This window comes from Blautia sp. HCP3S3_C12, assembly GCF_052064155.1.
Taxonomy (GTDB): domain Bacteria; phylum Bacillota; class Clostridia; order Lachnospirales; family Lachnospiraceae; genus Blautia_A.
This window is the reverse complement of sequence record NZ_JBQHWC010000002.1, coordinates 23783-47368: the sequence shown is the minus strand read 5'-3', so window position 1 is coordinate 47368 and position 23586 is coordinate 23783. Positions and strand designations below refer to the sequence as shown.

At 43.2% G+C, this 23586-nt stretch carries 13 protein-coding genes and 1 riboswitch; of the genes, 2 read left to right on the top strand and 11 right to left on the bottom strand.

Annotated features, from left to right (window positions below; genetic code table 11):
- Nucleotides 1-56: 56 nt before the first annotated feature.
- The 7 genes from ACTNDS_RS02370 to ACTNDS_RS02340 form a co-directional block, all read right to left on the bottom strand.
- Nucleotides 57-1556: an isopeptide-forming domain-containing fimbrial protein gene (locus tag ACTNDS_RS02370; RefSeq protein WP_441033249.1), complete on the bottom strand. Its 1500-nt coding sequence runs from the start codon at nt 1554-1556 to the stop codon at nt 57-59.
- Nucleotides 1557-1653: 97 nt separating this feature from the next.
- Nucleotides 1654-7335, bottom strand: a complete 5682-nt coding sequence (locus ACTNDS_RS02365) for a SpaA isopeptide-forming pilin-related protein (protein WP_441033246.1) — start codon at nt 7333-7335, stop codon at nt 1654-1656.
- Nucleotides 7336-7401: 66 nt separating this feature from the next.
- A complete protein-coding gene (gene lepB, locus ACTNDS_RS02360) occupies nt 7402-8004 on the bottom strand; it encodes a signal peptidase I (RefSeq protein ID WP_173683938.1) in 603 nt (200 codons plus the stop codon).
- Nucleotides 7991-8275, bottom strand: coding sequence for a DNA repair protein (locus tag ACTNDS_RS02355; RefSeq protein WP_173683937.1), 285 nt, complete (start codon nt 8273-8275; stop codon nt 7991-7993). The genes lepB and ACTNDS_RS02355 overlap by 14 nt, the downstream gene beginning before the upstream one ends.
- Nucleotides 8276-8376: 101 nt before the next feature.
- Nucleotides 8377-8493: riboswitch (cyclic di-GMP riboswitch) on the bottom strand.
- Between the two features lie 287 nt (nt 8494-8780).
- Nucleotides 8781-10664, bottom strand: a complete 1884-nt coding sequence (locus tag ACTNDS_RS02350) for an ABC transporter ATP-binding protein (protein ID WP_441033241.1) — start codon at nt 10662-10664, stop codon at nt 8781-8783.
- The gene (locus ACTNDS_RS02345) at nt 10657-12390 is read right to left on the bottom strand and encodes an ABC transporter ATP-binding protein (protein ID WP_441033237.1); all 1734 of its coding nucleotides are present in this window, start codon (nt 12388-12390) and stop codon (nt 10657-10659) included. The genes ACTNDS_RS02350 and ACTNDS_RS02345 overlap by 8 nt, the downstream gene beginning before the upstream one ends.
- 24 nt (nt 12391-12414) lie before the next feature.
- A complete protein-coding gene (locus tag ACTNDS_RS02340; RefSeq protein WP_433845521.1) occupies nt 12415-12912 on the bottom strand; it encodes a MarR family winged helix-turn-helix transcriptional regulator in 498 nt (165 codons plus the stop codon).
- Nucleotides 12913-13226: 314 nt separating this feature from the next.
- Between ACTNDS_RS02340 and thrH the strand changes: the two genes are divergently transcribed.
- Complete coding sequence (gene thrH / locus ACTNDS_RS02335) at nt 13227-13829, top strand: bifunctional phosphoserine phosphatase/homoserine phosphotransferase ThrH (protein ID WP_441033233.1); 603 nt, start codon at nt 13227-13229, stop codon at nt 13827-13829.
- 94 nt (nt 13830-13923) lie between these two features.
- Here thrH and ACTNDS_RS02330 read toward each other — a convergent pair whose 3' ends face one another.
- Complete coding sequence (locus ACTNDS_RS02330; protein WP_441033230.1) at nt 13924-14430, bottom strand: NUDIX hydrolase; 507 nt, start codon at nt 14428-14430, stop codon at nt 13924-13926.
- 442 nt (nt 14431-14872) lie between these two features.
- On the opposite strand from ACTNDS_RS02330, the gene ACTNDS_RS02325 reads away from it, so the two are divergent.
- Nucleotides 14873-16456, top strand: coding sequence for a glucose-6-phosphate isomerase (locus ACTNDS_RS02325; RefSeq protein WP_441033226.1), 1584 nt, complete (start codon nt 14873-14875; stop codon nt 16454-16456).
- A 114-nt stretch (nt 16457-16570) separates the two neighbouring features.
- Here the strand turns inward: ACTNDS_RS02325 and ACTNDS_RS02320 are convergent, their stop codons facing one another.
- The 3 genes from ACTNDS_RS02320 to ACTNDS_RS02310 all read right to left on the bottom strand — a co-directional run bounded on the left by ACTNDS_RS02320 (nt 16571) and on the right by ACTNDS_RS02310 (nt 23457).
- Nucleotides 16571-20461, bottom strand: a complete 3891-nt coding sequence (locus tag ACTNDS_RS02320) for an ATP-binding protein (protein ID WP_441033223.1) — start codon at nt 20459-20461, stop codon at nt 16571-16573.
- Nucleotides 20462-20475: 14 nt separating this feature from the next.
- On the bottom strand, nt 20476-21957 hold the full coding sequence (locus tag ACTNDS_RS02315; protein WP_441033220.1) for an extracellular solute-binding protein: 1482 nt from the start codon (nt 21955-21957) through the stop codon (nt 20476-20478).
- Between the two features lie 114 nt (nt 21958-22071).
- Nucleotides 22072-23457, bottom strand: a complete 1386-nt coding sequence (locus tag ACTNDS_RS02310) for a sodium-dependent transporter (RefSeq protein WP_441033217.1) — start codon at nt 23455-23457, stop codon at nt 22072-22074.
- Between the last annotated feature and the right edge of the window lie 129 nt (nt 23458-23586).

Genomic DNA, 23586 nt, shown 5'->3' with positions numbered 1-23586 from the left:
GTCACTCACTGCAATGTACAGCAGTAAGAATCTTATTTGTTATTGTAAAACCACAATTAGTGTTTTGCACTCATACGTCTCTTAGTAATAAGAAGAACGCCTGCACCAAGCATAAGGACAACACCAACTACGTAGAAGATTGTTGTACCGATGCCACCGGTGGATGGAAGCAGAGAACCTGAACGGTTTTCAACCTTAGTAGATAAGGATCCATTTGTAACACTTTCATCAAATCTAATAGTTCCAGTTGTAACATTTCCTGTTAAATTTGTTAACTTTGGATCATCACTTTCTGAATCATGAGTTCCTGTTACAGTGAAAATCTGATCATCCAATTTGTTATAACCATCAGGAACTTCAGTCTCAACAAGTTTGTAAATACCATCATCTAATCCAGACCATGCAAATTTATTTTCATCTGTACCAGTTCCGGCCTGTTCTCCTAATGATTTCCAAGTACTATCTTCATTCTGTTTAAACAGTTCAAATTTAGCACCTTTCAATGCATTTCCATTTTCATCCACTTTATCAGCAAGAACTTTATAGGTAAAAACAATATTTTTATCTGTTGGAGTTTTTCCTGTATCATTTGTTCCATCACCATTTTGATAAGGATTATTAGCATATTTTAAATATACTGTATTCGGATTTCCTTCGCTTCCAACAACTGCATCATCATCTAATTTTGCTTTATATGTAACTACAACTTCACTACCTTCGTTAACACCAGAAATTGTCTTAAGATCAGCAATTTTAACAGTTAATACTTTTTTAGCAGCTTCCCAGTTTATTTCAAAGTCATTTGTACAAACCTTACCATTGACTGTAACTTCAGCTGAATTATTAACATAAGTAAGATGTGTCATTGTATCGACAAATTCATAATAATATCCTTTATAATCCCTGATTTTTTCTGACACGGTACCTGTTAACTGATATTCAATCTCATCCCCAATATCAGCATCAGCAGAATCCTGCCATCCTGATTTTTCTCCCGTACTGTCATTAACATCTTTAACTTTTTTAACAACCTCAGGAACATCTTCCTTAGTTTTAACACTAATGTCCTTATTTCCTGCAGTATCTAACATAACAAGTGAAACAGAACCTGTCTGTGCTGGCTTGCCTGTAGTGCCGACCTTAGTTTCGGTAATTAAATAATATCCCTGGTCTACACTAAATTCATCATTTTCAGTTGTATAATCTGCAGACATATTTTTAACATTCTGATAAACGGTATCTGCAAAAGTTCTTATTCCCGCAGCATCTAAACTAGAAATATAGGAAAGAATATCTTTTTCTGTTGTTTTTCCAGTTACACTTTTCAACACGCTTTCGTATTTAGAATTTAATGTGTAAGAATAATTGGTTTTTTCATTTTCTCCTGTTCCAGTCGTACTTGTAGTCAGATTTAATAAACGATATGCACTGTACTCAGAACCATTATCACCACCAGTAATTGTAATCTTAGTTTGAGCTGCAAAAACAGTTGCACTCATTGCCAGTATCATGATAACACTCAACAATAATGCCATGACTTTTTTCATCTTTTTCATGTTCATGTTCCTCACTTTCTTTTTATAAATATTTTCTTTTTTAATTAATTTATTGAATACGTTTCAGCGTAGATAGATTCACCTGAACTAGGAGAGTTTAGTTTCCCCTCCTTTCTCTGCGTTTCCGCCTCATCACGTATCCACACATCAGTGATCCTGCCATTAAGGCCAGACCCACTGCTGTAAACCTGTTGGTTCCGATTCCTCCGGTTTCGGGGAGGACATAAGATGGGGAATCATCAGCTCTGTTTGTTAATGTGATTACCCCTTCTGTGATACCTTCATTATTTTCCTGCGAAATTGGTGTTCTGCCAATTTCCTTTACATAGTAACTATAGTAAACTGTCTTTCCATTTTCAGTTCCTGTTTTAGGAAGATCTTTGATAGTTGTTGTCCAATTATTTTTTTGCGAAAGTGTATAAATTTTCCCTGGAACCTGTTCATCTTTTACATCATCTCCACCCGTGCTCGGTTCTGTATATGCGACACTATATTTTATATTATTATCATATATCTCTGCCTTTACATTTGTATCTGTAAGAGCATCAAAAGAGTACATCCATTCACGTACGGAAACATACTCCTCTACATAATCTCTCTGTGATACCGGAGTTACTTCAACACCTCTAATCCATACCCGAAGCGCGGTCTTATTATAGTATTCTTTTATCGTCAATACTACTTTTGATCCCTTCATTACTGCTGTAGGGATACTTCCCTCCGGTTTTGCGGTTCCATTATTAATATCAAATCTCAAACCTACATCTTCAATCTTCCCAGCACCATACGGATTCGTACTCACCTTTCTCCAAAGCTCCAACCCAACTTCACCCGTCTGACTTGCAGTGACATCATCTCCCGCTTCATTTAACCATTTTTTGTTAATCTGAATGTCGGTATTATTTTTCTTATTCGTATAATACACAACTTCGCCAGCAGAGCATTTCTTACCTGCAAATCCTCCCGGCTGACATAATGGATGATTTGTAGTATCACTATTATCAACCATAAAATAAAACGGTTCTGTGCTCTTAATATATCCTTCAGGCGCCTTTTCCTCAATTAGTTTATATGCAGTATTATACGCCAGATTTGTCAGCGATACACGCCCATCCGAATCTGTCTGGAAAATCTCCGATGTATCATTTGATACAGGTACATAGTCATTTTGATTTGCATCCCATCGGAATAATTTAAATTCTGCGTCTTTTAACCCTATTGAAGCATTATTTTCATCGGTTTTATAAATAGTTATACCATCAATCTGCGCTGTAGCTGTACTTGATTGAATCGTCAAACTGACATTGCTTCCTGATGATGTATCGTTTCTGTTCACTCCCTCCAGCTTTGCAGTATTACTAAACGTTGTCTGCAAACCAATTTTTCCGCTTACTTTATATTTATATTTTACCAGGACAGCTTTTTTATTTGGAATCGTTATTTTTAATACATTAGCTCCCTTCACATTACCATCGGATGATGGATCCCTTTCCTCAGCATATGTATATGGATAATCCTGAGTCGATAATTCAGCTCCCATCACTCCATTTGTATATTCATAAATTTTCAGTGAATCAGGAACTAAGGATACATTTACAAAGCCATTAGGTATGTAATAAGCAAAGGTCATTTCATCCGTTAAAGTTAATTTATCTTCTCCCTCTTTTGCAGTTCCTTTTAAAAGATCTTCTCCCTTTTCATTAATAAGAATAGAATACGGAATAATATTGTCTTCAGGTGTATCATATCCCTTATTTACAACTTTGTATCCATCATCCTTAGTAATAATCTGGGTTTGGCTATCTGAAGAAATGATATCATTGTCCTTCTGAACCAAGTTTACTTCATTAGTAAATCTACCCTCTGGCTTTCCATCTTTATTGAGCGTCCATTGGTAATCACCTTTTATCGTAACTCGAACTACAAATCGAATTTCTTTTAATCTTGGATTCTGTGCTAATTCTTCTGGAATGAAAATTGTTATATTTTGTCCATCCATAGAAGTATGAATATTATAATATCCAATTTTATGGTCACCCACAGATGTAATATCCATAGCTCCAAAAATAGGATTTCCAGATGTAACATCTGCCAGAATTTCCAGATATTTTAAATCAACACCATCTGGCAACTGCTCAAAAACTTTTAAAGCACCACCATTATATCCGGATGGTATTACTACCTTCAGTTCCCATTGCATTGTAGTTTCATTATCCGTCTGCATATTCTGATCGTAGTAATTATGTTTTGTTTCATCACCACTTGTTCTGCTGTCCGTCTTGATAATTACAGGTTTCGTGGGTCGATAGTTTTCTTCTCCAAAATCATTTACTTTACCATTAATATCCGCCTTGTTACGAAAAACTTTATTATCAATGACTTCTTCAATTGGTGCTGTGGAACAATAGTTATAAGTAAAGGAAGCCCCTTTTTCCATGGCTGTCGAAAAATTTAATATATATACTTTATATTTTCCATCATCTGTTATCTGATCTTCACTTATTTCTTCTCCAGTATCATCCTTGCCCTTTAACTTTTTGGCTTTAAGCGTATAAGTCTGTTGCAATCCGACCTTAGACAGAGCAGCATCCAAAGCAACTTTCATTTCTTTTAATTGTTTTCCGGTAAACCACTGTCCATCCCACAGCTCATCTGTATATACCCAACCTGCCGGAATTGGTCCTTGACTTGCATTAATAGTTACTGTCCAGTTGATAGTCGCTGTTTTTCCGTCAGCATTTTCAGTGATTCCTGTTCCTTCCTTTTGAATAGGATTATAATTTTTTCCATCTCCGACATCCCAACCAGCAGAAACAGAACCCGAACCATTAGACAAAGTAGCATTATTTATTGTCTTGTTTGCTCCTAAATCTTTATCCTTACTCGTTTCATAAGTAATTGTATAAGTTCCTTTTGTTCCTTCCGGAAAAGTATATGGGAGTCTGATTTTATCTGAATTCCCAATGGCAGGACTGATACTTACTTCTTCTTCATAAGATTTTCCATTAAGTTTATCACTTAAAGTCCATCCACTAATATCATCCTGATTCTGGTTAATAATAATCTTCCATCGAATTTTATCACCAACGATCTCTCCGGATTTTTCAAGATGTTTCTGTTCAATATCAGCTTCTACTCTGGCATTATCATGCAAATTCGCCCCATTATTTTTTTTAGAATCTACCTCTACATTATTTGCAGCTTTAACTGTTCCATTCAAAAGTGTATTCTTCAGCTTAGCCTTATAGGTAATCGTATATTTTCCATTTGCACTCATCTGGGGCAGTTCAATGTTAAATCCATTATTTGCATTTGTAATCGTATAATTTGAATCCGCTCCCGTTATCGTTATATTACCATCCAGTTCAACGTTTTCCATCACATCTTTCAGAAAAACTTTATCTGCCGTACCATTTTCGCTTATAACTTCAATTGTGTAAGTTATAGTTCCATTTTTTTGATCTACAACCTGAGTTTTCCGGACTTTTAAATCTTCTGTTGTAATTGTTTTATCCGGAATTCTCACATCCACCTTTACGGTATCAGAGAAGGGTAACTCTACTCTGCCAGTTTCATCTGTATCAATTTCACTGGCTGAACATTCGAATAAGAAACTTCCCTTTATAGCGTTTCCATCTTTATTGGATTTTACATACTTATCCAGAAACTCAAATTCTACCTTACCTGTTGTATCAATATGATAAGTTCCGATAACAGCTCCAGAAGGATCATAAATTTTTCCATCTTCATTATGATATATTTTTATGTTTGATGGTATCTGATATGTAATAGTCTTATTTTCATCACTCAAAATCCCACCAGGTAAAACATAATTTAACACAAATCCAACTTTATCATTCTTCTTAATCGGATCTTGTTCTGTCACCGCTTTCCAGTCTTCATTATCTGAATTCCTGTGTTTTATTTCTACATTTTTTATATAAGTGTCTAATTTAATTGTACTATTTTTAGTCATATCAAATGCAGCTGCATAAATGGAGAAATGTTCTGCATTGAAACTGATTCCATCATCTGTCACTTCTGACTGGATTTCTTCTGGTTTTTCGTTTCCGCTTTCATCCGGAACATAATAAATACTATAGTCAGCATTTTCTTCCGGGAGTTCGCTAAGCTGGAACCGAACTGCAATCGTATTTCCTTCTGCCGGCTCCCATTTATTACCCTCAGCATCAAATATAGTAATATCCCATGCACACAGGACTTTCATCCCTTCCATGTTGATATTATTAACAGGGAATGCTTTTACGCTTCCATTTTCCGGAAGAGCACCACTTACGATAACTGCATTTTCACTCTGCTCTGCTGTAACATATGTACTATCTGTGTAGAGTTCTGCAGTTACTGTCTGCTGCTCCAATTGAACTTCCTGTGTTGCTTCAGAGGTTGGTGTCGGTGTAGGAGTTACTTCTATATTATTAGCAGTATCATCCTTCTTGGAATCGTCTTCCTTAACATCCTCATCCTGAGTTTTATTCTCATCCGCCTTATCATCTGCTGCATCATCCGCTTTGTTCTCCGGCTCCTGAGTCGGTTCTTCGGTAACTTCCGGGGTTGCCTCCGGCTCCTGGGTCGGCTGGGCTTCCGGTGTTACTTCCGCTTCTTTGGTCGGTTCCGGTGTCGGGGTTGCCAGTGCGGGATTCTCCGGGATGGAGACGTAGCCTTTGATATTTTCGCTTCCTATATTATAGGTGTTGTTTCTGACTGCTTTATCGGCGTCGCCTACGATGGCGGTCAGGGTGCTGTCGCTTACGGAGGTTACGATTCCGGCGTGGTCGGCGCTGCCGTTGCTGTCTGTGTCCAGAAGGAGCAGGTCGCCGGTTTTCGGTGTGTAGCCATCAGGAATTGTATAGTTCCATGCGCTGCAGTCGCTGTTCTGAGGTACTGCGCTCGTTGGTACTCCCGCGTAGCTTAAGCAGAAGTCTGCGAACTGGGCGGACCAGTTATCGCGGTATGGATCGTTTGCCCATGCGCCGTAGCGGGTGTAGCCGTGGATGGTCTGTCCGTCCTCTGCTACTGCGTAGTTGGCTGTGCTCTCTGTGTATCCGTTCTGGGTCTGGGCAATGGCTGCAAGGTCTGCACCCCAGTTTCCTGTGAGTGTAACGCTGCTTACAGTTCTCTGCCATACATTGCCGTCTTCTACATCTGCGTTCGGGTCGGAGTAGCAGGCAAGGATGTGTTTGTGTTCTTCTTTGCCGCAGACAAGTTCTTTCTTATAGCAGTCGTCTGTGTGCTTATGTCCATCGCTCTCTTCCTGTCCGCAGATGAGTTCTCTCTTTGTCTCGTAGCACTCTTCTGTGTGGTGATGGGCACCCTCTCCTTCTTCTTTGCCACAGGTGAGTTTTCTCTCGGTTGTGTAGCATCCGTCGATTTCATTATGTACGTGGTCGGGATCTGTATTTGTGCAGGTCAGGACCTGTTCTTCTGTGTAGCAGTCATCTGTGTGCTGATGTCCGTCGGATTCAGGCGTTGTACAGACAAGAACCTGTTCTTCCCGGTAACATTCATCCGTATGATGATGTGCACCTTCTCCTTCTTCTTTGCCGCAGATCAGCTTCTTCTCATAGCAATCCTCTGTATGTGTATGTTCTTCTTTTCCACAGTGAGGTGTTCCTTCTGCCGTAAGTGCCGGAAGAATCAGTGCATATACAGTACAGAAAACTACCATGCAGGCAAAGATGCTGACTATGCCTTTCCAGCGTTTATGTCTGTTATTCTTATGTTTCAGGTTTGCTGTCTGCTGAGACAGAGACTCTTTCATATTCCTCTTCCTCCCTCTTTATTATTCTGTACAGTTTTGTACTTATCAGAAAATACGGTGTCATTTCTATGAAACCGTGCCAAATGTTTCCAACGGCCATATGCTGAATACGATCTTGCCGACGATCTGTTCCTCTGCCACAGGACCTACGGCTGTATTTCGGCTGTCCACAGATGTGGAACGGTGGTCACCCATTACGAAATAACGTCCGTCCGGTACCTGATAGGGGAGCTTGATGTTGCAGTCTCCCAAAGCTTTCTCTCCTTCTCTCAGGTATGGCTCATCCAGAAGCTTATCGTCTACGTAGACGTTTCCGTCTTCGTCAATATTGACCCAGCTTCCCGGTCCTGCGATAAGACGCTTCACCAGGATCTTGTTGTTATAATAGAAGGCAATTACATCGCCCTGTCTGAATTCCGAACCTTTCAGTGAAACTACGATCTGACCTTCCCGCAGTGTGGGGGTCATGGAGCTTCCGTAGATCTGAAGCACCGGCAGGAGCAGTACAGCGATCAGAACTGCCGCAGCCGCCACTGTGATCAGTGTGTAAATGGTGTTTCTGAGTACCTGGAAATACCGTTTCTGATATTTCTTACGGTTTACTTCCTTTTCCAGCAGTTCCACCGAAGGCATAGAAGTGATCTCTCTTCTCTTCTTATTCTGCTTCATTCTCTGTCTCTCCGTTCTGTGAAATCTCCGACCGGATTCGGATATTCTCCAGATACTGGTCTGCTGCCTGCTGTGCAGCTTCGAATACTTTATTCAATTTCAGTGACGCCTCTGCGATGGAACCTGCTTCCTGTTCCATGATCCTGCGGTCGCTGAGCTGGTTCTTAACTGTCTCCAGTTCTTTCTGAAGTCTCTCTACTTCTCTGCTCTGTTCCAGAAGCATTTCCAGTAAATCCATACGGCTTAAACGCCGTAATTCCTTTTCCGTCATTGCTGTATAGTCCTTCCTGTCATTTCCCATGTAACAAAAGCATTACAAAATTTTAATTTTTTTGAAATAAAAAAAAGTTGCAATTATCCCCCTTAAGAAATAATTGCAACCGAACTACCTTTTTCACTGAGTATGCCATCCTTCAGGCTTACTCTTTACGTTCCTTAAGGCTCCTAGCTTTGCGCCCCTGACTCTCATCAGGTTTGCCCTCATATTTCCTATATTTTACCATATACTGTTTTACTCGTCCAGATTTTTTGTCTTGTCTATTTGAACAATTTTTTTCTTCACTTTGACGAAATTTTTCGTTAAATATATTACATTTCGTCTTTATTGTGAAAGATGAACAGCAGAAGTATGCATAGCCTGTCCGTGGATATCTGTCCCTCTGTATATCCTATGCAGCACGCACAAAAAAAAGACCGCAATTATTCATATTCTGAAATAATTGCGGTCAAAACTTTCCTTAAAAAGTCCCTGATCCTCAAAATATTTTGCCGGTGTTTTATGAGAGCTCCAGCTTACCGGTATATAACTGATAATAAGTTCCCTTTAACTTAATCAGGTCTTCGTGGTCGCCTCGCTCTATGATCTTGCCGTGATCCAGTACGATGATTGCATCGCTGTTGCGGATGGTGGAGAGTCGATGGGCGATTACGAATACGGTACGGCCTTTCATCAGGTTATCCATACCTTTCTGTACGATGCTTTCTGTACGGGTATCGATACTGGAGGTTGCTTCATCCAGGATCAGTACCGGTGGGTTGGCTACTGCTGCTCTTGCAATGGACAGAAGCTGTCTCTGTCCCTGGGACAGTTCTTCGCCGTCTCCGCTTAACATGGTGTCGTAGCCCTTTGGAAGCATTTTGATGAACTGGTCTGCGTGAGCCAGTCTTGCTGCCTCATATACTTCCTCATCTGTGGCATCCAGTTTTCCGTAGCGGATATTTTCCCGGATGGTTCCTGTGAACAGGTGGGTATCCTGAAGTACGATTCCCAGTGAATGTCTCAGGTCATCCTTCTTGATCTTGGTGATATTGATTCCGTCATAGCGGATCTTACCTTCCTGGATATCGTAAAAACGGTTGATCAGGTTGGTGATGGTAGTTTTTCCTGCACCTGTGGAGCCTACGAAGGCAAGCTTCTGGCCAGGCTTTGCAAAGAGGCTGATATCCTGAAGGATTACTTTATCCGGGTTATAGCCGAAGGTTACATCCTCGAAGCGGACATCTCCTGTAAGTTCTGTATAGGTTACGGAGCCATCAGCAGAATGAGGATGCTTCCATGCCCACATGCCGGTTCTTTCTTTGCATTCTGTAATATTTCCCTGGGCATCTTTTTTCGCATTAACAAGCTCTACATAACCTTCATCTTCTTCCGGCTTCTCATCGATCAGGTTGAAGATTCGTTCAGCACCTGCAAGGGCCATAACAATGGCATTGAACTGCTGTGCCACCTGCATGAAGGGCTGGGTAAAGCTCTTTGTGAACTGCAGATAGGAAGCCATGACACCCAGAGTGATGCCGCCTACTCCTGCTACAGAGAGAAATCCTCCCAGAACTGCTGTGAGTACGAACTGCAGGTTACCGATATTTCCGATGACAGGACCCATCATGTTGGCGTATTTGTTGGCGTTGGCGGAGCTTTCAAAGAGAGCTTCGTTCAGACGGTCAAATTCCTGTTCGGATTTTGCTTCATGGTTGAAAACCTTAACAACCCTCTGACCGTTCATGCGCTCTTCCACAAATCCGGTCACATCTGCCAGAGATACCTGCTGACGGATGAAATATTTACCACTGTTTGCCCCGATCTTACCGGTCACTGCCATCATAATGAAGATAACAGCCACAGCCAGGATGGTCAGCAGTGGACTAAGCACCAGCATGGAGATAAAGGTTACGATAATGGTGAACAGTGCCATCAGTCCCTGAGGGATTGCCTGGCTGATCATCTGTCTCAGTGTGTCTGTATCATTGGTGTAGAGACTCATGATGGAGCCGTTGGTATTCTGGTCGAAGTAACGGATAGGCAGAGTCTGCATATGCTCAAACATATCGTCACGGATGCGCTTCAGCACGCCCTGTCCGATAAATACCATCATTCTGCTGTAAATAAAGGTTGCGATCACCCCTACTGCGAAAATGCAGCCCAGAACTGCCATTGCCTTGTACAGCTCTGCATAATTGGGGGCTGTCTGTCCGATCAGCGGGATAATATAATCATCCAGCAGATATTTCAGGGACAGGGATACGGAAATGCTGGCTACTGCGCTGAGAAAGATACAGATAAATACCAGTATCAGCCGCAGCTTATAGGTTTCGGTTATATATTTCAGAAGTCTTTTGGCAGTTTTGATGGTGTTCTGGTCTACTTTTTTCTTCTTATTCATCTTCTCCGCCTCCTTTGACCTGTGATTCATATACTTCTCTGTAAATCTCATTGGTTTTCAGTAATTCTTCGGAGGTTCCTACTCCTGCGATCTTACCGTCATCCAGTACAATGATCTGATCTGCGTCTTCAATAGAAGAAACTCTCTGCGCAATGATCAGCTTGGTGGTATCCGGGATTTCCTCGCGGAAAGCCTTACGGATCAGGGCATCTGTCCTGGTATCTACCGCACTGGTGGAATCATCCAGAATCAGGATCTTTGGCTTCTTCAGCAGGGCTCTGGCAATACACAGACGCTGCTTCTGTCCACCGGATACGTTGTTTCCGCCCTGGACGATCATAGTGTTGTAGCCATCCGGAAATTCATTGATGAATCCGTCTGCCTGTGCCAGGCGGCAGACTCTCTGAACCTCCTCGTCACTGGCGTGCTCATCACCCCAGCGGATGTTTTCATAAATGCTGCCTGAGAAAAGCACGTTCTTCTGGAGAACCATGGATACCTGGTCACGAAGCGCTTCCAGATTATACTCGCGCACATCAACGCCTCCTACCTTTACACTTCCCCCTGTAACATCATAGAGTCTGGGGATCATCTGCACCAGTGTAGACTTGGCGCTTCCGGTACCGCCGATGATTCCTACGGTCTGGCCGGATTTAATATGAAGATTAATATCCTTCAGAGAAAGGTTGCCACCTTCTCCTCCGTAGCTGAAGTCCACATGGTCGAAGTCTATGGAGCCGTCTGCCACATTTTTCACTGCATCAGCCTGATCCTGCATTTCCGGAACCTCATCCAGTACTCCTACGATTCGGTCTGTGGATGCCTCAGCGATCATGATCATAACAAATACGAATGTTACCATCATCAGGGAACCGATGATCTGCAGTGCATAGACGATCACACTGGTAAGCTCTCCTACCTCCATGGTACCACCTACGATGGATCTGCCGCCGATAGCTACCAGAATCAGCACTACTGTATACATGGTAAACTGCATAACCGGGGCATTCCATGCCACGATCTTCTCTGCTTTGGTGAAAAGATCATAGACATATCTGGAAATCCCATGGAATTTTTCAATCTCATAGTCCTCACGTACGAAAGCCTTTACCACACGGGAGGCGTTTACGTTCTCCTGTACGGAATTGTTCAGCACATCATACTCATCAAATACCTTAATGAAATGTGGGTGGGCTGCTTTTGCAATAAAAATCAAAGTTCCACCCAGAAATGGTATGGCAATGAGGAACAGGATTGATGCCGGTTTGCTGATGGTCAGTGTCATGATCCAGGACAGAATGATCATAAACGGTGCCCTGGCCAGCAGACGGATACTCATCATATATGCCTGCTGCACATTGGTAATGTCTGTAGTCATTCGTGTAACCAGTCCTGAGGTGGAAAAATGGTCGATATTTTTGAAGGAAAAATCCTGTACCTTGTAGAAAATATCATGTCTCAGGTTTTTGGCATAGCCTGCTGCTGCGTAAGCTGCCATATTTCCGGCCTGTACGCCGAAAAACAGTGCAAGCATTGCCATCACAACCAGAATGATTCCTCTCTGTATGATGTAGCTCAGATTGCCCTGGACGATACCGATGTCAATGATCTTGGCCATCTCCAGGGGGATCAGAACTTCCATCAGAACCTCCAGGATTACCAGAAGCGGTGCCAGAATGGACTGCTTTTTGTACTCCCGGACGGAACGTAAAAGTTTTTTGTTCATCTTTGTTGATGTCCTCCTTGTATTTTATTTTTTGTAATTGCTGTCTTTTTTATTGCACATTTTCTTTCTGTTTGCACACATCTGCCACAGAACCTGTTTGCACAGCTCCACATCCTCTTTCGGGATGCCCCGAATCATTGCTGCTTCGTCCTCTTCAATGCTGTGAAGGATAGGCTGGCGCAGGGATTCTGCCTTTTCTGTGGGAAGGATCCGTTTCAGGCGGGCATCCTGCTTCGCACATTCTCTGTAAATGTATCCGTTTTTCTCCATTAGCTGCAGGATTCCTGTTACTGTAGGTTTCCTGATCTGAAATTCCTCTTCAATATCTTTCTGGTAAAGATCTCTGTGTATGGTTTCCAGAAGGATAAATTTCAGCACATGCTTCTGCATGGATGTCAGATCTTTATTCTCTATCATTTCCGCCGGATTGTGACGTCTCATGGAATGGGATAAAATACGGATCAGACGGCCTACGTGCATATTGTTCAGTTTCTGCCTGGTTTCCTGGTCTATGATGTTCACCTCCCGGATTTTGCCACATGGTTAGGATGCAATCTGTTAGTTTCCTAACTATTATAGGGAGTTGTTTTTTTATTGTCAATACATATTTTTTAACCGAATCAGGTAAGTCCCCTGCGGAGGTTGCGAATATCCGCCTGACTCCATTCTCAGTAATATTCGCCGGATATACAGAACCTTCGGCTTACGCCGGATATATCTGTACATAAATAACAGTAACTTGCAAGGCTCTTCAGAATATGTTAAGATATTTTCGTCAAATAAAGCGGTAAAGAATATTTACAAATAAAGATGTTTTCACAAAGGAGGATTCTATCATGTATATCACTTGTCTTGATGTAGAGGGCGTTATGGTGCCTGAGATCTGGATCGCATTTGCAGAGGCCAGCGGCATCCCGGAGCTGAAGAAAACTACCCGCGATGAGCCGGATTATGATAAGCTGATGAACTGGAGACTTGGGATTCTGAAGGAGCATGGTCTTGGACTGAAAGAAATTCAGGAGGTTATCGCAAAGATCGATCCCCTTCCGGGTGCAAAGAAATTTCTGGATGAGCTTCGTTCTTTCTCTCAGGTAATCCTGATCAGCGATACTTTCACACAGTTCGCAGCGCCCCTCATGGAGAAGCTTGGAAGACCCACTCTGTTCTGCAATACACTTGAAGTTGCAGACAACGGTGAGATCACAGGCTTTAAGATGAGAGTGGAACAGTCCAAGTTAACTACTGTAAAGGCTCTGCAGTCTATTGGATTCGATACCATTGCAAGCGGCGATTCCTACAATGACCTGGGTATGATCCAGGCAAGCAAGGCCGGCTTCCTGTTCCGCAGCACAGACAAGATCAAAGCAGATTATCCGGAGATTCCGGCATACGAGGAATATGATGAGCTGCTGGCAGCAATCAGAAATGCTATGAAATAGTCTTATAAAAAAACCACCATACAGGTCAAACTGTTCCTGTATGATGGTTTTTTATTTTGCGATTCCATTACTGTTATTATTCTGTTATGCCATATTATGACAGGTAAAAAGCCTTCTTTATACTATCATAATGAAGGAATTTTCCCTCTGCTGCAAAGGCTTTGATCTCATCAACAGTGGCAAACATATATCCGTCCGTCTCTTCTGTCTGCAGATGCAGGTCATTCTCGTCAATGTCCATAATGAAACGATACACATCCACAAAGTAGTTATCTCCTTCACCCGGATTCTCTCGCTTATAGGTAAACAGATATCCGCCTTCTGCATTCCGGGCATCCAGTCCTGTTTCCTCTTTTACTTCACGAAGAACTGCTTCATAAGATTCTTCACCAGCCTGGGCTGCACCTCCGGATACTTCCCACCAGCCAGGTGCCCATGCCTTGGTCATCACACGCTTGGTGATCAGAAATGTGCCATCCGGTCTGCCGATAACTCCAAGTACAGTTAAATGATACTCTCCATCCTTCAGGCACCAGTCATTTCTTTTCATTGTGCGTCCTGTTGGTTTCTTATTTTCATCATAAATATCCCAGAATTCCATTTTTGATTATCTCCCTGTAAAATTGCTGTCTGACTGTAGCTTTAGTTACTGTTCACACACCACTATTCCTCGAGGTGTTTTGGCATGAATATGCCAAAATCCCGAGACATACAAGCCAAAATTCCATTGCCGCAGGCAATCTGGAATGAATTTTGGCTGTGTTACTGTGAACGGAGTGAACAGTAACTAGCTTTATACATAATATCATCTTGCCGTTCTTATTGCAAATAGTTACTGTCCTGTTTATGATATTCTTATCAGAAAAACAGGTTTTTCTCCACAAAATAAGTCTCTATACGTTGAAATCTTCCCCATTTTTAAGTATAATTGCACTAAAGCGGTTATTCTGTTACATCTTTCTGACCCGGACTTCAACAGCATTAAGTCCGCTTCCGGATAAATGTACCTGAAATCGCATCTATTCTAAAGGAGGAATATTATTATGGCAACATGGAAAAATCTCGACACCCTTGCTTCTTACAGCAAACTTGCCGAACTGAAAGGTCATGTAGATATCGCAGATGCCATGGCAGGCGAGAAAGGTGCTGAACGTGTAAAGAAATACAGCACACCAATGGCAGCCGGTTTAGCTTACAACTATGCTGCAAAGCAGATTGATGAGACTGTTCTTGATGCACTTGCAAAGCTGGCAGACGAAGCTGAACTTATTGAGAAATTCCAGGAGTTATACAACGGTGCAGTGATCAACACCGGTGAGAAACGTATGGTTCTTCATCACCTTGCACGTAAACAGCAGGGCGATGCTGTAGTGGTGGACGGCGTTGACAAACGTGAATTCTACGTTGCACAGCAGAAAAAAGCTGCAGACTTCGCAAACAAGGTTCATACAGGTGAAATCACCAATGAGAATGGCGAGAAATTCACATCTGTAGTTCAGATTGGTATCGGCGGAAGTGACTTAGGTCCACGCGCATTATATATTGCTCTTGAGAACTGGGCAAAAGCAAACAACACATTTAAAATGGAAGCGAAATTCATCAGCAACGTAGATCCTGATGACGCAGCTGCAGTTCTTGCTTCTGTAGATCTTGCTCATTCTCTCTTCATCGTTGTATCCAAATCCGGTACAACCCTGGAAACACTGACAAACGAAGCTTTCGTAAAGAACGCTCTGGTGAAAGCAGGATTAAACCCATCCAAGCATATGCTTGCTGTAACAAGTGAGACTTCTCCTCTGGCAAAGAGCGAAGATTACCTGACAGCCATCTTTATGGATGACTATATCGGCGGACGTTACTCTTCTGTTTCCGGTGTAGGCGGAGCAATCCTTTCCCTGGCATTTGGTCCTGAAGTATTTGCACAGATCCTTGAGGGAGCTGCTGCTGAGGACACTCTTGCTACAAATAAGAACATTCTTGAGAACCCGGATATGCTGGATGCACTGATCGGTGTTTATGAGAGAAATGTACAGGGCTATCCTGCTACAGCAGTTCTCCCATATTCTCAGGCACTGAGCCGTTTCCCTGCACACTTACAGCAGTGTGACATGGAATCCAACGGTAAATCCGTTAACCGTTTCGGTGAGCCTGTAGACTATGTAACAGGACCTGTGATCTTCGGTGAACCAGGTACCAACGGACAGCATTCCTTCTATCAGTTATTACATCAGGGAACTGACATCGTTCCTCTGCAGTTCATCGGATTTAAGAAGAGCCAGTTAGGCGTTGATGTTGATATTGAGAACAGCACAAGCCAGCAGAAGCTCTGCGCAAACGTTGCAGCTCAGATCGTAGCTTTCGCCTGCGGCAAAAAAGATGAGAACCTGAATAAAGACTTCAAGGGCGGACGTCCTTCCAGTATTATCATCGGTGAGGAGCTTACACCTGCAGCCCTTGGTGCACTTCTGGCACACTTTGAGAACAAGATCATGTTCCAGGGCTTCCTCTGGAATCTGAACAGCTTCGACCAGGAGGGTGTACAGCTTGGTAAAGTCCTTGCAAAACGTGTACTTGCACACGACACTGACGGAGCACTGAAAGTTTACAGTGATCTGCTTGATATCTGAGAAATCCTGATCAGACCATAACCAAAACAAGCCACATTCAACTTCTTTTTCTGTTGAATGTGGCTTATTTATTTTCTCAGTCAGATTTTTATTTCTGACTCCTCTTAGTAACCTTTAGCTTAAATATTTCCTGAGGGTCTCTTCAAGCTTCTCCATACTCAGGGGCTTGGTCAGATGTTCATTCATTCCACTGGCTATGGATTTCTTCTGTTCCTCCTCAAAAGCATTGGCTGTCATGGCTACGATAGGTATGGTCCGTGCATCCGGTCTGTTCAGCTTACGGATTTCCCTGGTGGCCTCCAGTCCGTCCATCACAGGCATCATAATATCCATCAGGATCATGTCATAATAATCCACCGGCGAAGTTGCCATCTTATCCAGCGCGATCTTTCCGTTTTCTGCAGGATCTACAACAATTCCATAATCCTCCAATACTGCAGAAATAATCTCCATATTCAGCTCATTGTCCTCCACAGTCAGGATCCGCCTGCCCTTCAGCTCTACAGCAGTATTTTCTGATTCCTCCTGCTTCTGCTCTTTCGGCGACTCTGTCAGGGGTAGCCTTAGTGTGAAGCTGAAGATACTTCCCCGTCCCGGTTCACTCTCCAGCATGATATTGCTGCCCATCATATGAATAAGACGGTTGCTGATCGCCAGTCCCAGCCCGGTTCCCTGACGGTAAGCACTGTCCTTTTGTCTTACCTGCTCGAAGTTCTGGAAAATCCTCTGCTGATCCTCTTTCCTTACACCGATTCCGTCATCCTTCACTGCAAAATAAATCTCTGAAGCATTGCCGTCTATGCAAGTCTCCACTGCCTCAAAGCGGATATTTCCGCCCTCAGGCGTATACTTGGAAGCATTTCCCAGCAGATTGACCAGCACCTGACAAAGACGAAGCTCATCTGCCAGGAACCAGGAATTCTTCAGGGCAATGTACTCTGTATATTCCTGCTGTTTTTCCCTGAACCTGGATTCAACCAGATCATGAATACCCATAAGCTTCTTTTTCATATTCACTTTGGACGGCTGAAGCTGCATTTTACCGCTTTCAATCTTGGACATATCCAGAATATCATTTACCAGAGACAGCAGATACTGGGAAGAGTTTCTGATCTTTTCCAGACATTCCACTCTTCGCTCCTCTGTCTGATCCTCCTTCAGGGCAATGGCTGTCATACCCATAATCCCATTCATCGGTGTACGAATCTCATGAGACATCCGGGCCAGGAAATCCGATTTTGCCTGTGCAGACAGGTCGTGCTTCTCCTGATTGATTCTGTTCTGGATAATCGTCACGATCTCACGGATTTCCTTATAATCATTATCCGATTTCAGGACTTCCTCATTTTCTCCCATGAAAAATATGGTTCCGGAATACTGTCCGTTGTCCGTCATATCTGCCCCTATTCCCTTACCCGGGTCAAGGAAGGAAGCAAACATTGGATTCTCTGTGATCTCACTGCTTACAGGCCAGATATCCCTGCCTGCATGGGCCTTTGTAAATCTTCTGAAATCTGCCTCTGTACACTGAGACATTTTTTCAGATTTCCGATTTCCCTCTGAATACTCACCGGACTCAATGTGGTCGACCTCCGGTTTCTTCCGCCATTGATACTCCAGTGTATTTACCATATTTTCCCTGTCATAAGCAGTGATCACCAGATTATCCAGCGAATATCTGGAGTTCAACTCTTCTGCAAACAGATCCAGTGGAACACTATAATCTGCTCCTCTGTCAAAAAGGTTCAGGGTAATGGACATCAGACTCATCTGCTCCGTGTAAGCTACAGAAATAATTTTACCAAAGTCCCAGTCATCTGAGAGGACTTTGTTCTGCTTCAGCCTGTTTTCCAGCTGCTCTGCCAGTTTTTCAGTCTCAGTCACCCTGTCGGCCTGTACCATTTCACTGATTAACGCAGGTTTCAAAACATCCCTATGGATCAGCTGACTGAATTCCTGCTCCACCTGACGGATCATAATCTGAACAGTTTTCTCATCCAGCTGTGACAGCCAGCCCCCTACTGTCCCTGCGCTTACACGCACCAGAACCGGCTGGTCTTTCATGGCTTCACAGGTTTTTCTCAGAATCTTTGCCAGCTGTTTCAGAAGCAGATCTCCAACAATCAGTCCATACTGCTTATTGATCTGTCGGAAAGGATATATATGAAGAGCAAAAAGGGTTCCCTCCTGCTGGGTGCTGCGCATATCCTGGATCACCTGCAGCCCTTCTTTCATATTATAAAAGGAAGTGACCGGATCCATTTTTTTCCTGCGTATCTCCTCCAGCTCCTGTTCCTTCTGCTGATTGATATTGTGCAGATATCCTGTGATCATGGCTCTGGCATCTGTTTCATCAGAAACCACCTTTGCCGACAGGTTAAACCACTGATAATCTCCTTCTTCATTCTGTTTCAGTCTGAAATCTTCATCTATGGTATCCACAGCATACGCAAAGCAGTCTGTGATCCTTCTCAGGTCCAGAGGATGAACATAAATGCCTGTAAGGATTTCCAGCTGCTGGCTGCGGCTCCAGATGCCATCCCTTCTTTCGCTGTTCATAATTTCAATCTTACCCTCCCGGATCCGGTAGGTAAAAAAGATATCCTCAGAGCTCTCCACAGCGATCCGGTAACGTTCCTTTTCCTCTCTCAGCTGATCCTCTGTCTTTTTCTGAGCCTCTGTGGCACTCTCCAAAACATCATGAAGTTCATCTATCTCCAGAATCTTAGAGGGTGGAAAGCTCCGGATTCCCTCTGGTCCCTTTCTCACACTGTTCATAAGGGAATGAACCGGTTTCATTACACGCCCTACCACAAAGATAACCACACAAATCCCAATGACAGCACAGACAAGCAGAACATTTAAAATACCTCTGTACAGCCCTTCTCCCATTCCGAATATCGACTTCTCTGTTACCAGAGCACACAGCTCCCATTCTGTATTGTCATAGGGGACATTATTGCTGTACAGACTCATGGGACTGATCAGCGCATAGATTTTCTGCTTTCCTCTGAGCACATCCTTTACCACATACAGATCTGTTTCCTTTTGCGGTAAAAGTGTAAAGGTTCCTCCCTGTCTGTGCACTGCTTCATGCAGGCTTCCCTGTCCGGTCACGCAGATATACTCTTTCTCTCCTTGTTTATAGGACAGTATATATCCTGCATTCAGATTCTCATCCAGCTCCCTCACATCCATATATTCTTCCAGCAAATTGAGAGATACCTCAACTCCCAGGATTCCATATACCTCATTTCCATAAACCAGGGGCAGAGAATAGGTTATCATCTCATGGTTGTCCATGGGATTCTCTTCCAGGATAAAAGGCTCTGACCAGTATCCCAGATTCACCATATCTGTATAAGGATGGGCGAGAGCCCCTTTATAGGGCTGGTAAAAGAACTCATCTGCTGCCCGCTTTCCCTCTCCTGCCAGGCTAAATCGAGTAGACCAGGCATAATCCAGGGAAATGGATGCCTTGCGGGCCAGATTCTTGTTTCCTCTCTCCAACAGCAAGTCAGTATTGGTAGCAGTTTTTCTCTGAGGATCAGAATCCCTTATAAAGAATCCGTTATAATCTGAGGCTTCTTCCACCGGATCCCCATTGGTCAGAACCAGAAATAATCCGGAGGCTATATTTCTCTGCACCGCTCTGATCATATTGGGAAAAATTCGCTGCAGATAGGCCTCCTGAAGACTTTTACTCTCCCTGAATTCTGCAATATCCTGCTCCTGCTCTTCCAGGAAATTACCCAGGCTGTTGGTCAGATCCTGGCGTTCCTCCCGCACAGAGGACCACTGGTCTGCCATTGCAGTCTGAAGCATCAGCTGTCTGTTCCGGAGAATATTGGAATCTGCCTCCAGTATATTTTTCTCCATCTTTGATTTTGCCCCGCTGCACACAAGCATGGTGAACAATAAGCTTCCCTGAAGCAATACAATTCCACAAAGAGGAATCAAAAAGATTCTCAGCAAAGGCTTTTTCTGCTTTTGGATCTTTTTCATCTTAATCTCCTTTTTTATTCAACACTTGCACTTAATGCTTTGCAAAATTCCTCATACCACTGGTCAAAGGCCTGATCTGTGAGATACTCAGCAGCTGCCTCCTTCCTGGAAATACCGGAAGCCACTTTTTCATCGATGGCTGTTTTATCTGCTGTGGCTTTATCAGACAGATTATACTCCAGGATCTGACGGGCATCATAGCTTTTTTCAAAACATGCCGAAGTATAAAATTGTGTCTTGCCAAAGGTGTCCATCGTATCCTTCAGACAATCATAAGCCTTCTGGCTGATGTCAATGGAATTCTCTTTGACCACCCGATCCAGGGCCTTGATGGTATTTGCATCCTTCCGCACAGGCAGATAAGCCGATTCACACACAAATCTCAGATTCTGCTCCTTCTGAGTAAACCATTTCAGGAATACACTGGATGCATATTCATGTTTCTCATCAGATTTGGACACAGCCATACCTGCGCCCTGCTGTACCTTGTAGTTTTTGCCATCCTTAAGGAGCGGTACATTCCGGACAATATAATCAATCGTATAGCTTTCCTCATCATCCTCTACCTTATCCGGGAAGTACATGGCAGATGCCGTAGAACCTGTGTAAGCCAGGATATCTCCTGTCTTCACATCATCGGAGCGGAATTTACCAAAGGCTGCGAAATATCCCATAACATAGGGTACATAATAATCGTCCCACAGCCGGCGGATGCTCTCCTTGTCTGTATCCACAGTAACCTTGCCGTCCTTCACCTGGAACAAATCTTTTCCCAACTGCTTCATCCCAATGATAAAATAATTTGCCATGGCATCTCTGCCATAGAAAGCCTTGCCGTCATCAGCCACATCCGGCGTCATAGCATCTGTCCAGTCATAATATTTCTCAGCCACCTCTCTTACTCCCTCCAGGGTAGAAAGCTGATCCAACGTAACCCCTGTAGCACTGGAAAAAGGCTCCCAGTCTGTCTTGTTGATCATCATGATCTCTGTTGATTTGGCTACAGGAAAGAGATACAGGGCTTTGTTCCCCTCAAAATATCCCTCCTGGATATAGGAATCCACATATTCTGACAGCTCCTCCTCCGTAAAATACTGAGACAGATCTGCCAGACCGGATTTTTTCTCAATGGTATAAGCCACATCTGCATAGGAGGAAAAGATGTCGGGCATCTCATCCGCACCTACCAGTCCATCTGCTGCATCTGTGATGGCTTTCTCCAGATCAGCCACAGATCCCTGGCTGTAGCTTTTTACAGAAATTCCTTCATCCTTGCCTATCGTATTATTAAACTCATCTACCAGGTTATCAAAGGCTGTCTGCTGCAGGCCATTGTAATAATGCCATACAGTCAGGGAAACAGGATTCTCAGGATCCAGCTTTACTGTTTTTGCAGAATTCTTTTCTGTATGATTGCTGTCAGTAATTCCACATCCCGTCAGCGCAGAAGCTGCTATGGCTGCGACCAGCATACTGACCAGAAGTTTCTTTTTCATCTTGTATGTTCTCCTATTATATTTTCCTGTTGTTATTTTATCCTTTTCTGTCATTGGTGTAAATACCAAGACATAAAAATGCCCCGTGGCCGAAGCAACGGAGCATTTCTCATTTTACATGCTTATAATTCCCAGTACATTGGCAATAGAGCTAAGCAGGATAATGATCAGACAGGCAGGAGCAAAGTATTTCAGGAATACTTTGTACAGCTTCTTTCTGCGGAAGGGAGAGGACTGCTCAATCTCCTTTGTGATTCTGTCAATTCCAACTACCTTCAATACCAGAATACAGGTTGCAAGTGCTGCCAGAGGCATCATAACAGAGTTTGTGGTAAAATCAAAGAAGTCCAGGAAATTCATTCCAAAGATACGGATGAAATCCAGAAGTCCATATCCCATAGAAGAAGCAGTTCCAAGAACGATCATAACCACTGCCATCAATGCGCAGCTTCCTTTACGTCCCCAGTGAAGCTCATCCATGATTGTGGAAACACTGGTCTCCATCAGAGAAACTGCACTGGTCAGTGCCGCAAGCAGTACCAGTACAAAGAATACAATTCCTGTCACAGTACCCAGACCCATACTTGCAAATACCTTGGGCAGGGTAATAAACATCAGGGACGGTCCTGCCTGAAGAGTCTCAGGGTTCCCGCCTGAAAAAGCGAACACTGCCGGAATAATCATCAGGCCGGCAAGCATGGCAATACCTGTATCAAAAATCTCAACCTGTGTAGTAGATCTCTCAATATCCATATCCTTTGGAACATAGGAACCATAGGTATATAAGATTCCCATTGCAATGGACAGGGAATAGAACATCTGTCCCATAGCTGCCACTGCCGTCATCCAGGAGAAGTTTTTCACATTGGGGATAAGGAAATATTTCACACCCTCCAGTGCACCCGGACGTGTGACAGAATAAATGGTAACTACAACTGCCAGGATTACCAGAACCGGCATCATGATCCTTGACATTCTCTCTATTCCATTTTGTACACCGCCCAGAATAATGGCAAAGACAAACACAGCAAAAACAATAAACCACAGCTCTGCCTGCCAGGAATCTGCAATAAAGCTTCCAAAGTATCCGTCCTCAGATACTTTCTGTACATTTCCTTTGAAATATTCCACCAGATATTTAACTACCCAGCCTCCGATGGTACTGTAATAGGGAACGATCAGCATGGGGATCACTGCATTCAGCCATCCGCTCACCTTAAAGACTTTCTTTTTCCCAAAATGTGCAAAAGCACCTACCGGACTCTTTCTGGTCATTCGTCCCAGAGCTGTCTCTGACATGATTAGCACATAACCAAAGGATGCTGTCAGAAGAATATAGATCAGCAGGAATATCCCACCGCCATATTTCGCTGCAAGGTAGGGAAATCTCCAGATATTCCCCAGTCCTACTGCTGAACCGGCAACTGCCAGTACATAACCGATCCTGCCGGAAAAGCTCCCCCTTTGATGGCTATGCGTAGAATTTTTTTCGTTTTTCATCTTACACCTCGTTAGAAAGGCCTCCCTCCGGATTTCTCCCGGGGAGGTCTGAATTTTTTCTACTCATATAGTATCAAAAGGGAGCAGGAATGTCAAAGACTATTACCTATATATCCCTCTGTTGACAAT

What these genes read in the sequence shown, in the direction of transcription:
- ACTNDS_RS02330 (WP_441033230.1), bottom strand. Translation starts at nt 14,430, where the DNA reads ATGGAATTCTGGGATATTTATGATGAAAATAAGAAACCAACAGGACGC.
- lepB (WP_173683938.1), bottom strand. Translation starts at nt 8,004, where the DNA reads ATGAAGCAGAATAAGAAGAGAAGAGAGATCACTTCTATGCCTTCGGTG.
- ACTNDS_RS02355 (WP_173683937.1), bottom strand. Translation starts at nt 8,275, where the DNA reads ATGACGGAAAAGGAATTACGGCGTTTAAGCCGTATGGATTTACTGGAA.
- ACTNDS_RS02325 (WP_441033226.1), top strand. Translation starts at nt 14,873, where the DNA reads ATGGCAACATGGAAAAATCTCGACACCCTTGCTTCTTACAGCAAACTT.
- ACTNDS_RS02345 (WP_441033237.1), bottom strand. Translation starts at nt 12,390, where the DNA reads ATGAACAAAAAACTTTTACGTTCCGTCCGGGAGTACAAAAAGCAGTCC.
- ACTNDS_RS02370 (WP_441033249.1), bottom strand. Translation starts at nt 1,556, where the DNA reads ATGAAAAAGATGAAAAAAGTCATGGCATTATTGTTGAGTGTTATCATG.
- ACTNDS_RS02315 (WP_441033220.1), bottom strand. Translation starts at nt 21,957, where the DNA reads ATGAAAAAGAAACTTCTGGTCAGTATGCTGGTCGCAGCCATAGCAGCT.
- ACTNDS_RS02320 (WP_441033223.1), bottom strand. Translation starts at nt 20,461, where the DNA reads ATGAAAAAGATCCAAAAGCAGAAAAAGCCTTTGCTGAGAATCTTTTTG.
- ACTNDS_RS02310 (WP_441033217.1), bottom strand. Translation starts at nt 23,457, where the DNA reads ATGAAAAACGAAAAAAATTCTACGCATAGCCATCAAAGGGGGAGCTTT.
- ACTNDS_RS02365 (WP_441033246.1), bottom strand. Translation starts at nt 7,335, where the DNA reads ATGAAAGAGTCTCTGTCTCAGCAGACAGCAAACCTGAAACATAAGAAT.
- thrH (WP_441033233.1), top strand. Translation starts at nt 13,227, where the DNA reads ATGTATATCACTTGTCTTGATGTAGAGGGCGTTATGGTGCCTGAGATC.
- ACTNDS_RS02350 (WP_441033241.1), bottom strand. Translation starts at nt 10,664, where the DNA reads ATGAATAAGAAGAAAAAAGTAGACCAGAACACCATCAAAACTGCCAAA.